This is a genomic window from Aquabacterium sp. J223 (genome assembly GCF_024666615.1).
In the GTDB taxonomy this organism is placed as follows: Bacteria; Pseudomonadota; Gammaproteobacteria; order Burkholderiales; family Burkholderiaceae_C; genus J223.
Genome location: NZ_CP088297.1, coordinates 1,848,362 through 1,862,195, shown reverse-complemented (window position 1 = coordinate 1,862,195; position 13,834 = coordinate 1,848,362). Strand labels below are relative to the sequence as shown.

Genomic DNA, 13,834 nt, shown 5'->3' with positions numbered 1-13,834 from the left:
TCTCCTTCGGGTGTCAGTCGATCTTGAAGCCGGTGTCCTTCACGACCTTGGCCCACTTGGCGGTCTCCTCGACCGACAGGCGCATCAGCTGCTCAGGCGTGCCGCCCACCGGGACGTAGTTCAGCGAGAGCAGCCGCTCGCGCACGTCGGGCATGGCGACGATCTTCACGATCGCCTCGTGCAGCGTCTTGATGATCGGCTTGGGCGTCGCCCCCGGCGCGTACAGCGCGAGCCACGAGTTGAGCTCGACGCCGGGGTAGCCGGCCTCGGTGATGCTGGGCACGTCGGGCAGGCTGGGGAAGCGGTTGGCCGACATCACGGCGAGCGGGCGCAGCCTGCCGGTCTTGATGTGCGGGATGGCGGTGAATGGGTCCATCGTCATCGCGACCTCGCCGCTCAGCACGGCCGACAGCTGCGGCGCGGTGCCCTTGTACGGCACCGCAACGATGTCCGTACCGGTGGCCGCCTTGAAGGTCTCCACGAACAGCTGCAATCCGCTGGTGCCGTAGGCGTAGTTCAGCTTGCCCGGCTGCGCCTTGGCGAGCTCGACGAACTCCTGCACCGTCTTGACCGGCACCGAGGAGTTGACCACCATCAGCACCGTCGCGTTGATCACCTGGCTGATGGGCGCGAGGTCCTTCAGCGGGTCGTACGGCATCTTGTAGAGGCTGGGGTTCAGCGTCTGGGCGCTCGCCACCGTCAGCAGGATGGTGTAGCCGTCCGGCGCGGCCTTGGCCACCGTGTCGCCGCCGAGCATGCCGTTGGCACCAGGCTTGGAATCGACGACGACCGGCTGCTTCAGCACCTGCTGCAGCTTCTCCGCGACGATGCGCGCCAGCACGTCGGTCGTGCCGCCGGGCGCGAAGGGCACCACCATGCGGATCGGCTTCGCCGGGTAGTCCTGGGCACCGGCGCCCGACGGCAGCAGCGCGGCGCCCAGCGCCAGCAGCGCGATGCGCCGGCGCACGAGGGTTGTGAAACGCGTCATGAGGGCTCCTTCGGTAGGGGGTCAGTGGCGCGTGGCACGATCAGCGCGTCGAGCGCGATCCCGCCCTCGCCCGCCGGCAGCACGACGAACGGATTGATGTCGATGCTGTCGATGTGCTCGGCGTTGTGGGCGGCGAACACCGAGACGCGCGCGATCGCCTCGCCGAGCGCGGTCTCGTCGGCCGGCGGCTGGCCGCGCAGCCCGGTCAGCAGCACCCGGCCGCGCACCTCGTCGATCATCGCGCGCGCCTCGGACACGCCGAAGGGCGCGACGCGGAACGCGACGTCCTTGAAGGCCTCGACGAACACGCCGCCGAGGCCGAACATCACGACCGGCCCGAACACCGGGTCACGGTTGACGCCGATGATCGTCTCGACGCCCCGCTTGACCATCGGCGCGACCACCGCACCGTCGAGCCTCGCCCCGGGAGCGCGCTCGGCCATGCGCTTCATCAGCGTGCGCCAGCCCTCGCGCAGTTGCGCCTCGTCGGCCAGGCCCAGCAGCACGCCGCCGATGTCCGACTTGTGCTGGATTTCGACCGAGGCGATCTTCAGCGCCACCGGATAGCCGAGCCGGGCGGCCGCCTTCGCCGCCGCGTCCTGCGTGGCGGCCAGCACCTCGCGCACGACCGGGATGCCGGCGCTCGCGAGTACGGCCTTGGCCTCGACTTCGTTGAGCGCCTTCGCCGGTACCGACAGCACGCCGGCGGGAAGGGCCGGCGGCGCGTCGGCGGCCTGTGCGCGCGCCGACTCGCGGGCGAAGCGCACCAGCGCGCTGGCAGCGCGCACCGCGCGGGTCGGCTCGTCGAAGACCATCACGCCGGCGGCCTCGTAGAGCTTGCGCACCTCCGGCGTGGCGAGCATCGAGATGATGATGGTGCGCTCCGGAAAGCGCGCCAGCACCTTCTTCAGCTGCTGCAGCAGCTCGTCGCTCAGGCTCGGCACCTGGCCGACGCTGGAGAGGAAGGCCACGACGATGTCGTAGCCGCCCTCCTCCAGCATGATGTTGAAGTTCTTCTCGAACAGCGTGACGTCGTTGACCAGCTGCGCCGTCATGTCGACCGGGTTGCGAGGACCGGCGAAGGGCAGGATCTCCTTGAGCCGCCGCTGCGCGTCGTCGGGCATCGGCGCGACGTCCATCCCGTGGTCGGCCGCCGCGTCGGCCATCAGCGCGCCGACGCCGCCCGACACCGTGAGCAGGCCCAGCCTGTTGCCCTGCGGCGGCTTGCGCGCGAGCGAGCAGGCATAGGCCACGTCGAACAGCTCGTCGATGGTGCGCGCGCGGTAGACGCCGTACTGCCTGAACAGGCCGTCGTAGACCTGGTCCGATCCGGCCAGCGAGGCGGTGTGGGAGGCAGCGGCATGGGCGCCGGCCTCGGAGCTGCCGACCTTCATGATGACGATGCGCTTGCCTCGCTCGCGGGCGATGCTCAGTGCATCGACCAGCCGCGCCTTGTCGGTCACTGCCTCAACGTAGCCGACGATCACGTCGGTGTCCTCGTCGTCGGCATAGAAGCGCACGCAGTCGGCGAAGTCGACGTCGCTCTGGTTGCCGGTGGTGACCCACAGGTTCAGCCCGAGGCCGCGCTGGCGGATCAGCGACAGGCAGTAGCCGCCGAAGGCGCCGCTCTGGCTCACCAGGCTGATGCGTCCCGGCACCAACCCGAAACCGGCCGCGCTCGGCGTGAAGGTGCCCAGCATTCCGCGCCGCACGTTGATCAGGCCCATGCAGTTGGGCCCGACGACGCGCATGCCGGTGCGCCGCGTCAGCTCGGTGATCTGGCGCTGCCAGTCCAGCCCCTGCCCGCCGACCTCCGCGAAGCCGGCGCTCAGCACCACGGCGCCGCCGACCTTCTTGCGCGCGCAATCCTCCAGCGCCGCGACGACGTGCGGCGCCGGCACGGCGACGATCGCCATGTCGACCGGGCCCTCGATGGCCTCGGCCGTCGGGTAGGCCCTCAGCCCTTGGATCTCCCGGTGCTGAGGGTTGATCGGGTACAGCGCGCCGTCGAAGTGCGTCGACTTGATGAAGTCCAGCGGCCGGCCGCCGATCTTGCGGGGATCCGACGAGGCGCCGTAGACGGCGACCGAGCGCGGATGGAACAGGCGGTGCATGGCGCTATCGCGGATGTCGGGCATGGCGTGCGAGTAAATGGTGGCCTGACGGAGGAGCGCTCGCGCGGGCACGGGCGAGCGCCACCCCGACGAGGGCCGGGGTGACGTGCGGGTGCTGCGCGCAGCTCAGTGGATCGACAGGCCGCCGTCGACGCCGATCAGCTGGCCAGTGACGTAGCTCGCGCCGGGCGAGGCGAGGAACACGAACACCGGCGCCAGCTCGGCCGGCTCGGCCCAGCGGCCGAGCGGCACGCGCTGCAGGTACGCGTCCTTGAAGCGCGGGTCGGTGCGGATGGTCTCGGTCATCGGCGTGGCGGCGCCCGGGGCGACGGCGTTGACGACGATGTTGTAGCGGGCCAGTTCCTTCGCCGCCGACTTGGTGAAGCCCAGCAGGCCGGCCTTGGCCGAGCCGTAGTTGATCTGGCCCAGCGTGCCGAGGATGCCGGCCGTCGACGTCACGTTGATGATCCAGCCCTGCTCGCGCTCCATCATGCCGTTGACCACCGCCTGCAGGCAGTTGAAGCTGCCGGTGAGGTGCACCGCGATCACCTCGTCCCACTGCGGGGCGGTCATGCGGTGCAGCATCGCCGTGCGGGTGATGCCGGCGTTGTTCACCAGGATCTCGACCGGGCCGAAGGCCTCGTTGACCTGCTGCACGGCGGCGTCGACCTGCTGGCGGTCGGACACATCGCAGGCGAAGGCCTGGGCGCGGCCGCCGCGCTCACGGATACCGGCAGCGACCTTCTCCGCATTGGCGATGCGCAGGTCGACGACGGCGACCTTGGCGCCCTGCGCGCCGAACGCCTCGGCCACGGCCGCGCCGATGCCCTGTCCGGCGCCGGTCACGAAGGCCACGCGGTCCTGCAATGCCTGTCCACTGAACATGTCTCGCTCCTGATCTCTGATGGGGGTCCGAAGATTCTAGGGAGGCGTGCGGATTACAGAATGCCGTTCGTATTTAGGAACCTTTGGCCTCGGGCCGCGCAACCGGCGTACGATGAGCACCGTCCGCTGCACGCTGCCACGCCCCATGCCCACCCAACGAAAGCAGAGCAAGCCCCAGCGGGAAACCGACGAGCCGCTGGCCGACGGCCCCGTTGCGCTCGACACCGGACCGCGCTCGCTGATCCGGACCCTGCGCATTCTTGAGCAGCTCGCAGCAGTGCCGCAGGGCGCGACGCTGGCGATGCTGAGCGTCGAGCTGCAGTCGCCCAAGAGCAGCCTGCTGGGCCTGCTGCGCCCGCTGTGCAGCTACGGCTACATCGTCAACACCGAGGGCCGCTACGTGCTCGGCCCGGCCGCCTACCGGCTGGGCCTGTCCATCATGCCCACCGTGTCGATCTCGCGCATCGCGACGCCCATCATGCGCGAACTGGTCGACCGCTGCGGCGAGACGGTGCTGGTCGCGGTGATGGACCGCGAGGCGGGCACCGCCGTCTACGTCGAGAAGATCGAGAGCACGCAGTCCATCCGCTACTCGGTGGCGATCGGCACGGCGCGGCCGCTCTATTGCTCGGCGGCAGGCCGCGTGCTGCTGGCCCACTCCGACGAGGAATACATCGAGCGCTACCTGCGGCGCGCCCCGTTCACGCCGTTGACGCCGCAGACGCTCACACGCGCCGCCGACCTGCGTCGGCTGCTGCCGCAAGTGCGCGAGCAGGGCCTGTCGATCACCATCGGCGAGGTGTCCAGCGACGTTGCCGGCTTCGCCGCGCCGATCTTCGATCACCAGGGCCGCGTGATCGCGGCGCTCGCCATGGCGGCGCCCGTCAGCCGCACGCGCGCCGACCCGCAGCACTTCGCGCACCACATGCGCGAGGCGGCCGACAGCATTTCGTTCGGCTTCGGCCATGCGGGCGCGGCCCTCACGATGGCGCCCGGCTCCGAGGTGCGCACAGCGGAGCCCGCGGCCACCGCCGCACCCGAGAAGCGCCGCCGAATGCCCGCCGCTACCGGCTGAGCGCCCGGCTCCGCCGGCGCTCCATTCACTGCCTGCCGAACCCGGTCGCCGTCGCGACCGACCGTCGCGCTCGCGCCCGCTTTCAACCGACAGGAGACCAGCAAGACATGACGATCAAAGGCAAGGCCTGCATTGCGGGGGTGTTCGAGCACCCGACGCGCAAGGCCGTCGACAAGTCGGTGGTGCAGCTGCACGCCGAAGTGGCCAAGGGCGCGCTCGAAGACGCCGGCCTGAGCAAGCAGGACGTCGACGCCTACTACTGCGCTGGCGACGCCCCGGGCCTGGGCCCGCTCAGCATGGTCGACTACCTCGGTCTCAAGGTGCGGCACGTCGACTCGACCGACGTCGGCGGCTCGTCGTACCTGGTGCACGTGAGCCACGCCGCGCAGGCCATCGCCGCCGGCAAGTGCAACGTCGCGCTGATCACGCTGGCCGGCCGGCCGCGCGCCGAGGGCATGGCCACCGGCACCGCGCCGCGCAACTTCGGCGCCACCGCCGACACGCCCTTCGAGTTTCCGTTCGGCCCGGCCACCGCCAACATGTACGCGATGGCGGCGATGCGCCACATGCACGAGTACGGCACGACCAGCGAGCAGCTCGCGTGGATTCGCGTGGCCGCGTCGCATCACGCGCAGCACAACCCCAACGCGATGCTGCGCGAGGTGGTGACGGTGGAGGACGTCGTCAACTCGCCGCTGATCGCCGACCCGCTGCACCGGCTCGACTGCTGCGTGGTCAGCGACGGCGGCGGTGCGCTCATCGTCACGCGGCCCGAGATCGCGCGCAGCCTGAAGCGCCCGGTCGTCAAGATCCTCGGCGCCGGCGAGGCGGTCAAGGGCCAGCTGGGCGGCAAGGTCGACCTCACCTACTCGGGCGCGGCCTGGTCGGGCCCGATCGCCTTCGAAGAGGCCGGCGTGAAGCCGTCCGACATCCAGTACGCGTCGATCTACGACAGCTTCACGATCACGGTGCTGATGCAGCTCGAGGACCTGGGCTTTTGCAAGAAGGGCGAAGGCGGCAGGTTCGTCTCCGACGGCAACCTCATCTCGGGCGTCGGCAAGCTGCCGTTCAACACCGACGGGGGCGGGCTGTGCAACAACCACCCGTCCAATCGCGGCGGCATGACCAAGGTGATCGAGGCGGTGCGCCAGCTGCGCGGCGAAGCCCATCCGGCGGTGCAGGTGCGCGACTGCGGCCTGGCGCTGGCGCACGGCACCGGCGGCTCGCTCGGAACGCGGCACGGCAGTGCCACCCTCATCATGGCCAAGGAGTGACGCGATGACCGTCAAGGAAAGAAAGATCCCCGCCCCCCACCGTCTACCCAGAGGCCGAGCCCTTCTGGAAGGCGGCCGGCGAAGGCCGGCTGCTGGTCAAGCACTGCAAGGGCTGCGGCGAGAACCACCACTTCCCGCGCTCGCTGTGCCCCTTCTGCTTCAGCGACAAGACCGAGTGGCGCGACGCCTCCGGCCAGGGTGTGATCTACAGCTACAGCGTGATGCGCCGGGTCGAGGTGCCCTACGTCATCGCCTACGTGACGCTCGACGAAGGCGTGACGGTGATGACCAACATCGTCGACTGCGATCCCGATGCGGTGCGCATCGGGCAGCGCGTGAAGGTGACGTTCCAGCCGAGCGACGGCGGCCCGCCGGTGGCGATGTTCACCCCCGCCTGATCGCGCAGAAGGGCAGCCGATGAAATCCCGTCTTCTTCGGCTGCTGCTCGTCGCAGCCGGCCTGTTCGCCGTCCCGCTCTCACAGGCGCAGGACTACCCCAACCGGCCGATCCGCTTCATCCTGTCGCAGGGCCCCGGCGGCACGACCGACGCGGTCGCTCGCACCATCGCGCAGAAGCTCGGCGAGCGCCTCGGCACGCAGGTGGTGGTGGAGAACCGTGCCGGCGCAAACGGGATCCTCGCCGCCGAGGCGGTGGCGCGCGCCGCGCCCGACGGCTACACGATCACGCTGGGGTCAAGCTCCACCAACGCGATCAACCCCAGCCTCTACAGGCAGCTGCCCTATGACGCGCTGCGCGACTTCACGCCGATCTCCATGGCCGGCAAGGCCTACTACGTGGTCGTCGTGCACCCGTCGGTGCCGGCGAACTCGCTGAAGGCGCTGATCGCGCTGGCGAAGTCCAAGCCGGGGGGCTCAACTATGGCTCGGGCGGCAGCTCGGCGCGGATCGGCAGCGAGATGTTCAACCTGGCGGCCGGCATGCAGATCAACCACATCCCGTACAAGACTTCGCCGCAGGCGCTGAACGACCTGCTGTCCGGCCAGCTCGACGTGATGGTCGAGCCGGTGCTGAGCGCGGCCCCGCACATCAAGTCGGGCAAGCTGCGCGCACTGGCGGTCACGACCCCGAAGCGGCTGGCGCAACTGCCCGACGTGCCCACCACCGCCGAAGCCGGCTTGCCGGCCTACGACTTCTCGGCATGGCTGGCGCTGTACGCGCCGGCCGGCGTGCCCGCCCCCATCGTGCAGAAGCTCAACGCCGAGCTGGTTCGCATCCTCTCGCTGCCCGAGGTCATCGAGCGCTTCAACAGCGTTGGCTTCGAACCGCAGGCCAGCACGCCGCAGCAGCTGGCGGAGTTCACACAGTCGGAACTCGCGGCCTACGTGAAGGTGGTGAAGGACGCAGGGATTCCGAAGGAATAGCGGGAGATACGGCAGGGTGAGCTTCAGCTGGCGCTGCCGCTGTCCACCTACTTTGGCCTGTGAAGTGCACAGAGCTTGTTGCCGTCCGGGTCGCGAACGTAGGCCAGATACAGGGCGCCGAGTTTTCCCTCGCGCAGGCCAGGCGGCTGTTCGATCGAAGTGCCGCCATGAGCAACCGCGGTGTCGTGGAACTGCTGTACCTGCGCCGGCGAACTGCACTTGAAACCGATGGTTCCGCCGTTGGCGGACGTTGCAGGTTCACCGTTGATCGGCTCACTGACGCAAAACATGCCGCCATCGTGCCGGTAGAACAGGCGGTCCTGTCCAGTGGCGTTGTGGTTTCGAAGCGGCTCGCCCCCTCCGAGAACGGCCAGCACGGCGTCATAGAAGCGCTTTGAGCGCTCGATGTGGTTGGACCCGACCATCACATGACTGAACATGTTCTCTCCTGTTACTCGCTTGTCCCGCCGAACAGCACCCCGCCGCGCCCTCAGCCCGGCAGGTTCAGCACGCTCTTCGCGATGATGTTGCGCTGGATCTCGTTGGAGCCGCCGTAGATCGTCGACGGCCGCGCGTTGTAGAACGGCGAGAGGATGTCGATCGCCGCGTCGCCGAAGCTCACCTCGCCCTCGATCGCGCCGGCGTCGCCGCCCGCTTCCAGCGTCAGCTCGGTGATGCGCTGGAAGGTCTCCGACGCGAAGATCTTCAGCAGCGAGACGTCGGGGCCCAGCGTGCCGCCGCGCTTGACGATGTCGGCGAAGCGGCCGTAGACCGACGTGAGGTCCGCCACGTTCAGCTTGAGCTGCGTGAAGCGGTCCATGAAGGCCGCGTCATCGCTCAGGCCGCGCGCCTGCACGATGCGCTCCAGCCGCTGCAGCCCGGTTTGCGAGAGCTTGGGGCTGCCGATCGAGATGCGCTCGAAGCCGAGCAGCGCCTTCGCGATGGTCCAGCCCTGGTTGGGCTGGCCCACCAGCCAGCGCGCCGGCGTGCGCACCTTGTCGAGGAAGACCTCGGCGAAGTGCTCCGCGCCGTTGAGGTTGCGGATGGGCCGCACGGTGATGCCGGGCGACTTCATGTCGACCAGCATGAAGCTGATGCCCTCCTGCTTCTTCGCCTGCTTGTCGGTGCGCACGAGCACGAACATGTGCGTCGCGTCCATGGCGAAGCTGGTCCAGATCTTGGAGCCGGTGATCACGTACTCGTCGCCGTCGAGCACGGCTTCGGTGCGCAGGCTGGCGAGGTCGGAGCCGGCGTTCGGCTCCGAGTAGCCCTGGCACCAGATGTACTCGCCGCGCAGGGTCGGCGGCAGGAACTCGCGCTTCTGCTCCTCGGTGCCGAAGCGGATCAGCAACGGACCCAGCATCGTGATGCCCATGTCGGGCGTTCGCGCGATGCCGTGCTTTTCCTGCTCCTCGATGAAGGCGAGCAGCTTGCCGGGCGACAAGCCCATGCCGCCCCACTCTCGCGGCCATGCCGGCGCCGCAAAGCCCTTTGCATACAGCTTGCGGTACCAGTCCTCGCATTGCGCCCAGCGAAGAAAGTGCGGCGGGAAGCGGATCTCCTCGGGGTACTCGGTGCGGAAGAAATGCGCCACCTCGCGGCGGAAGGTGTCGTCGTCGAGGGCGTCCCAATCGATGTCGGCCATGTCGTGTGGTCCTTGTCAGGTGGCGTCGTGCGCCGGTGCGAGCGCGGCATAGCGGCGGCGATGCATTGCGCCGTTGCCCAGCCAGGCAGAGAGCACCATCGCCCGCTTCAGGTACAGGCCGATGTCGCATTCGTCGGCATAGCCAATGCCGCCGTGGATCTGGATGGATTCGCGGCCGATGCGCAGGCCGCCGTCGGCGCAACGCGACTTGACGCGGCTGGACCACAGCGGGAGTTGCTCGTCGTCACCGTCGAGGTGGCGCAGCGCATCGGCGAGCACCGACACCGCCAGCTCCTTCTCGATGAACAGGTCCACCGCGCGGTGCTGCAGCGCCTGGTAGCTGCCGATGGGCTTGCCGAACTGCACGCGGGTGCGCATGTACTCCAGCGTGATGTCGAGCGCGCGGCGCATCACGCCGACCAGCTCGGCGCCCGCCATCACGGTCGCGGTGTCGACGGCGCTCTGCAGCGCCGCCGCCGCCACCGCGGGCGAGGCGATGCGCTGCGCGTCGGAGACCTCGACGCCGTCGAGCACCAGGCGGGCGCTGCGCGTGCCGTCGGCGCGCAGCTCGAACGCGCACTGCAGGCCGGGCGCGCCCTGCTCCACCCAGTACACCGCCGGGCCCTCCGCGCCCTGTGCGCTGACCAGGTAGCCGTCGGCCTGCGCCGGCACGACGAAGCGCTTCTCGCCGCGCAGCACGCCGCCCTCGACGCGGGTCGCCATGTCCAGCGGCTCGATGCCGCCGTTCGATTCCTGCCAGGCCAGCGCCGGCAGCACGCGCCCGAGCGCGACCCCGGGCAGCAGATCGGCCTTGAGCGCGTCGTTGTCGCCGCGGACCAGCACGCCGGCAGCCAGCACGGCGACCGCGTTCAGCGGCTCCGGCGACAGCGTCTTCGCGAATTCCTCCAGCACGGTCGCCATCTCGCCCAGCCCCAGGCCCAGGCCGCCGTGCAGCTCGGGAATCAGGATGCCGGTCCAGCCCATGTCGGCGAGGCTGCGCCACACCGCACGGTCGTGGCCGGGGTCGGTGCCGCGCAGCGCCCGCACGCGGGCGATGCTGGTCTGGCGGGCGGCGAAGCTCAGCGCCGCGTCGCGCAGCATGCGGTGGGTGTCTTCGCCGGTGTCCGCCGCGCCACCTCGGGTCGGCGCGTCCATCATGCGGCCTTGGTCGCGGTGGCGCCCGCCGGCGTGCCGTGCGTGCGCACCACGCCGTCGCGGCGCAGCTGCTCGATCGCGGCGGCGTCGTAGCCGGCGGCCGCGAGGATCTCGGCGGTGTGCTCGCCGAGCATGGGCGGCGCCCGCTCGACGGTGCGCTGCTCGCCGTCGAAGGTGACCGGCATCGCCACCGTCTTCATCGCGCCCGTGGCGGGATGCTCGTAGTCCATCACGATGCCGCGCTCGGCGGTGTGCGGCATCGCGAGCACGCGGTCCAGCGAATGGATGGGTGAGTTCGGCACGCCGGCTTCGTCGAGCAGCTTCGCCCACTCGTCGACCGTCTTCTGGCGGGTGCGCTCGCTGACCCGCGCCACCGTCTCGTCGAAATGCTTGACGCGGTCGGCGTTGGTCCTGAACTTCGGGTCGTCGGCCATCTCCGGCATGCCGGCGGCGCGGCAGTAGCTGCGGAACAGGGTGTCGTTGCCGACGGCGATCAGGATCTCGCCGTCCTGGGCCGGGAACACCTGGTAGGGGCACAGCGACTCGTGGCTGGTGCCGCAGCGGGCCGGCGTGCGGCCGGTCTCCCAGTAGATCTGCGAGGTGTAGCCGAGGAAGGCCATCGCCGTCTCGTACAGCGACACCTCGAGGAAGCGGCCCACACCGGTGGCGTCGCGCTCGCGCAGCGCGGCGAGGATGCCGAAGGCAGCCCAGATGCCGGTGGTCTGGTCCAGCGGCGAGAAGGCCGCGCGCACCGGGCCGCCGTTCTTCTCGCCGGTCACGCTCATGATGCCGCTGAAGGCCTGCACCATCAGGTCGTAACCCGGCAGGTGCGACAGCGGACCGGTGCGGCCGAAGCCGGAAATGCTCGCGTAGATGAGGCGCGGATGGCGCTTGCGCACTGCCTCGTGGCCGAGGCCCAGGCGGTCCATGGCGCCCTTGCGGTAGCTCTCGATCATCACGTCGCTGTCTTCCAGCAAGCGCATCACCACCTCGCGGCCGGCGGCGGTCTTCAGGTCGACCGCGATGCTCTGCTTGTTGCGGTTGGCGCTGAGGAACACCGCGCCGTCCTCGCCGATGATGGGCGGCCAGCGGCGCGTGTCGTCGCCGCCTTCGCAGGGTTCCACCTTGATCACGGTGGCGCCGAGGTCGGCGAGGTACTGGCCGCACATCGGGCCGGCCAGGACCTTGCTCAGGTCGAGCACGCGGATGCCGGCCAGGGGCGCGAAAGGCTTGAAAGCTTGTGGGGTGGTCATCGAGTGTGGATCGGGGTGGACTTCAGGGACGGTGGCCGGCCTGCTCGAGTTCGAGCCTCAACGCGGCCACGGCCTCGGGATTGACCAGCGAAGAGAGGTCGCCGGCGTCCTCGCCGAGGCAAGCGGCGCGCACCACGCGCCGCATGATCTTCATGTTGCGGGTCTTGGGCAGCTCGGCCACGGCGACGATGAACTTGGGCCGGAACGGCGTGCCCAGCCCGTCGACGACCGCCTTGGACAAGGCCGCGCGCACGTCGGCGCTCAGCGTCGTGCCGGGCATCAGCGTGACGACGCAGCACACCGCCTGCCCCTTCACCGCGTCGGGCAGGCCGACCACGGCCGACTCCACGACGTGGCCGGTGGCCGCGAGCAAGGCCTCGATCTCCGACGGGCCGGTGCGCTTGCCGGCGATCTTCAGCGTGTCGTCGGAGCGGCCGAGGATGCTCCAGTAGCCGTCGGCATCGATCACCGCCCAGTCGCCGTGGCGCCACAGGCCCGGCATCGCCGACCAGTAGCTGTCGAGGTAGCGCTCGTCGTCGTGCCACAGGCTGCGCGTGAGGCCGATCGAGGGGTGGCGCAGCACCAGCTCGCCGACCACGCCGCGCGGCACGTCGCGGCCCTGGTCGTCGACCACCGCGGCGCCCATGCCGGGCAGCGCTCGGCTGAGCGTGCAGGGCTTGATGGGGTGCAGCACCGTGCCGCAGAGGATGCCGCCCCCGACCTCGGTGCCGCCCGAGTAGTTGAGGATGGGCACCTGCCGGCGGCACACCTTGTCGAAGGTCCAGTGCCAGGCCTCGGGGGTCCAGACCTCGCCCGTGGAGGCGCAGATGCGCAGCGACGAGAGATCGTGGCGCTCGATGTCGCCGCCGCCGCTGCCGATGAAGCTGCGGGCGGTGGTCGGCGCGAGGCCGAGAAAACTGACCTCGAACTGCTCGATGAGCCGCCACATGCGGCCGCGGTCCGGGTAGTCGGGGCTGCCGGCCGCGAGCACCAGCGTGGCGCCGGCCAGCGGCACGCCGACCGCCACCATCGGCCCGACCAGCCAGCCCATGTCGCTCATCCACAGCAGGCGGTCGCTGGCCTTCAGGTCCATCACGATGCCGAGGTCGAGCAGCATCTTGGCGGCGAAGCCGATGTGGGTGTGCACCGTACCCTTGGGCTTGCCGGTGGTGCCCGAGGTGTACATCAGCATCAGCGGCGCGTCGGCGGGCAGCTCGAGCGTGGGCAGCTCGTCGCTGCGGCCGGCCACCAGCTCGTCGTAGGCATGGTCGCGCCCCGGCTGCCAAGCGAGCTCGATGCCGAGGTGGCGTACGACCACGACGTGGCGCAGCGCGGGCAGCGACTGCAGCGCTTCGTCGGCCACCGCCTTCATGGGCGCGACCGTGCCGCGTCGTGTGCTGGCATCGGCGGTGACCAGCGCGACGGCGCGCGCCGCGGCCAGGCGGTCGCGCAGCGCGGCCACGCCGAAGCCGGAGAACAGCGGCAGCGCGACCAGCCCGATCTTGGCGCAGGCCAGGAAGGCGGCCACCGCCTGCGGGATGTTGGGCAGGAACAGGCCCACCACGTCGCCCTGCTGCAGGCCGAGCGAGGCCAGCCCGCCGGCCAGGCGGCTCACTTCCGCCGCCAGGTCGGCGTAGGTCCAGCGCACGATGTTGCCGCCCTCGCCTTCCCACACCAGCGCCTCGCGCTGCCAGGTGGGCGTGCCGCGGTGGCGGTCGATGCAGTTGAGCACCAGGTTGGTGGTGCCGCCGACGCACCAGCGCGCGAAGGGCTTGCCGCGCGATTCGTCGACCAGCTGCTCGTAGGGGCGGTAGAACTGCAGGCGGCGCAGCACCGCGGCCCAGAACCACGCGGGGTCGGCATCGGCGCGCGCCAGCAGCGCCTCGTAGTCGGCGACGCCCAGGTCGTCGAGAAACGCCTTGATGTTGCTCGCCTGCACGAGCTCAGCGCCGGGATGCCAGACGTAGCCGGTGTCGGTTGGAACCGCTCCCGCGCTCATCAGCACACCCCGCGCGCGACGCCCGGGCGAGGCGATAGCCGGCAAGCCCGTGCTCGGGCAGGCG

General features: G+C 70.1%; 11 protein-coding genes and 1 pseudogene. 4 read left to right on the top strand and 8 right to left on the bottom strand.

The genetic code is table 11. The features are described 5' to 3' along the window. Positions 1-13: 13 nt before the first annotated feature. The 3 genes from LRS07_RS08970 to fabG all read right to left on the bottom strand — a co-directional run bounded on the left by LRS07_RS08970 (position 14) and on the right by fabG (position 3,987). Positions 14-988, bottom strand: a complete 975-nt coding sequence (locus LRS07_RS08970; protein ID WP_260501587.1) for a Bug family tripartite tricarboxylate transporter substrate binding protein — start codon at positions 986-988, stop codon at positions 14-16. Next, entirely contained in the window at positions 985-3,126 is a 2,142-nt protein-coding gene (locus LRS07_RS08965; protein WP_260501586.1) for an acetate--CoA ligase family protein, read from the bottom strand. Before LRS07_RS08965 ends, LRS07_RS08970 begins: the two co-directional genes overlap by 4 nt. A 102-nt stretch (positions 3,127-3,228) precedes the next feature. Then, entirely contained in the window at positions 3,229-3,987 is a 759-nt protein-coding gene (fabG, locus tag LRS07_RS08960; protein ID WP_260501585.1) for a 3-oxoacyl-ACP reductase FabG, read from the bottom strand. Positions 3,988-4,132: 145 nt separating this feature from the next. On the opposite strand from fabG, the gene LRS07_RS08955 reads away from it, so the two are divergent. From LRS07_RS08955 to LRS07_RS22235, 4 genes and pseudogenes are all read left to right on the top strand, one after another. Further along, positions 4,133-5,062 (top strand): IclR family transcriptional regulator, encoded by a 930-nt coding sequence (locus LRS07_RS08955; RefSeq protein WP_260501584.1) that lies wholly within the window; start codon positions 4,133-4,135, stop codon positions 5,060-5,062. Positions 5,063-5,169: 107 nt separating this feature from the next. Continuing rightward, a complete protein-coding gene (locus LRS07_RS08950; protein ID WP_260501583.1) occupies positions 5,170-6,336 on the top strand; it encodes a thiolase family protein in 1,167 nt (388 codons plus the stop codon). Positions 6,337-6,536: 200 nt separating this feature from the next. Further along, on the top strand, positions 6,537-6,734 hold the full coding sequence (locus tag LRS07_RS21990) for a Zn-ribbon domain-containing OB-fold protein (RefSeq protein WP_312028367.1): 198 nt from the start codon (positions 6,537-6,539) through the stop codon (positions 6,732-6,734). Between the two features lie 19 nt (positions 6,735-6,753). Then, positions 6,754-7,718, top strand: a pseudogene (locus LRS07_RS22235) (Bug family tripartite tricarboxylate transporter substrate binding protein). Between the two features lie 47 nt (positions 7,719-7,765). On the opposite strand, the gene LRS07_RS08930 reads toward LRS07_RS22235, so the two are convergent. The 5 genes from LRS07_RS08930 to LRS07_RS08910 are packed head-to-tail and all read right to left on the bottom strand — an operon-like array spanning position 7,766 to position 13,770. Continuing rightward, on the bottom strand, positions 7,766-8,158 hold the full coding sequence (locus LRS07_RS08930; RefSeq protein WP_260501580.1) for a VOC family protein: 393 nt from the start codon (positions 8,156-8,158) through the stop codon (positions 7,766-7,768). Between the two features lie 50 nt (positions 8,159-8,208). Next, a complete protein-coding gene (locus LRS07_RS08925) occupies positions 8,209-9,363 on the bottom strand; it encodes an acyl-CoA dehydrogenase family protein (protein WP_260501579.1) in 1,155 nt (384 codons plus the stop codon). A 15-nt stretch (positions 9,364-9,378) separates the two neighbouring features. Then, entirely contained in the window at positions 9,379-10,518 is a 1,140-nt protein-coding gene (locus tag LRS07_RS08920) for an acyl-CoA dehydrogenase family protein (RefSeq protein ID WP_260501578.1), read from the bottom strand. Then, complete coding sequence (locus LRS07_RS08915; RefSeq protein WP_260501577.1) at positions 10,518-11,771, bottom strand: CaiB/BaiF CoA transferase family protein; 1,254 nt, start codon at positions 11,769-11,771, stop codon at positions 10,518-10,520. Before LRS07_RS08915 ends, LRS07_RS08920 begins: the two co-directional genes overlap by 1 nt. 22 nt (positions 11,772-11,793) lie before the next feature. Next, entirely contained in the window at positions 11,794-13,770 is a 1,977-nt protein-coding gene (locus LRS07_RS08910; protein WP_260501576.1) for an AMP-binding protein, read from the bottom strand. Positions 13,771-13,834: the final 64 nt, after the last annotated feature.

Coding starts and splice junctions, on each gene's coding strand:
- LRS07_RS08970 (WP_260501587.1), bottom strand. CDS start 988: ATGACGCGTTTCACAACCCTCGTGCGCCGGCGCATCGCGCTGCTGGCG.
- LRS07_RS08965 (WP_260501586.1), bottom strand. CDS start 3,126: ATGCCCGACATCCGCGATAGCGCCATGCACCGCCTGTTCCATCCGCGC.
- fabG (WP_260501585.1), bottom strand. CDS start 3,987: ATGTTCAGTGGACAGGCATTGCAGGACCGCGTGGCCTTCGTGACCGGC.
- LRS07_RS08955 (WP_260501584.1), top strand. CDS start 4,133: ATGCCCACCCAACGAAAGCAGAGCAAGCCCCAGCGGGAAACCGACGAG.
- LRS07_RS08950 (WP_260501583.1), top strand. CDS start 5,170: ATGACGATCAAAGGCAAGGCCTGCATTGCGGGGGTGTTCGAGCACCCG.
- LRS07_RS08930 (WP_260501580.1), bottom strand. CDS start 8,158: ATGTTCAGTCATGTGATGGTCGGGTCCAACCACATCGAGCGCTCAAAG.
- LRS07_RS08925 (WP_260501579.1), bottom strand. CDS start 9,363: ATGGCCGACATCGATTGGGACGCCCTCGACGACGACACCTTCCGCCGC.
- LRS07_RS08920 (WP_260501578.1), bottom strand. CDS start 10,518: ATGGACGCGCCGACCCGAGGTGGCGCGGCGGACACCGGCGAAGACACC.
- LRS07_RS08915 (WP_260501577.1), bottom strand. CDS start 11,771: ATGACCACCCCACAAGCTTTCAAGCCTTTCGCGCCCCTGGCCGGCATC.
- LRS07_RS08910 (WP_260501576.1), bottom strand. CDS start 13,770: ATGAGCGCGGGAGCGGTTCCAACCGACACCGGCTACGTCTGGCATCCC.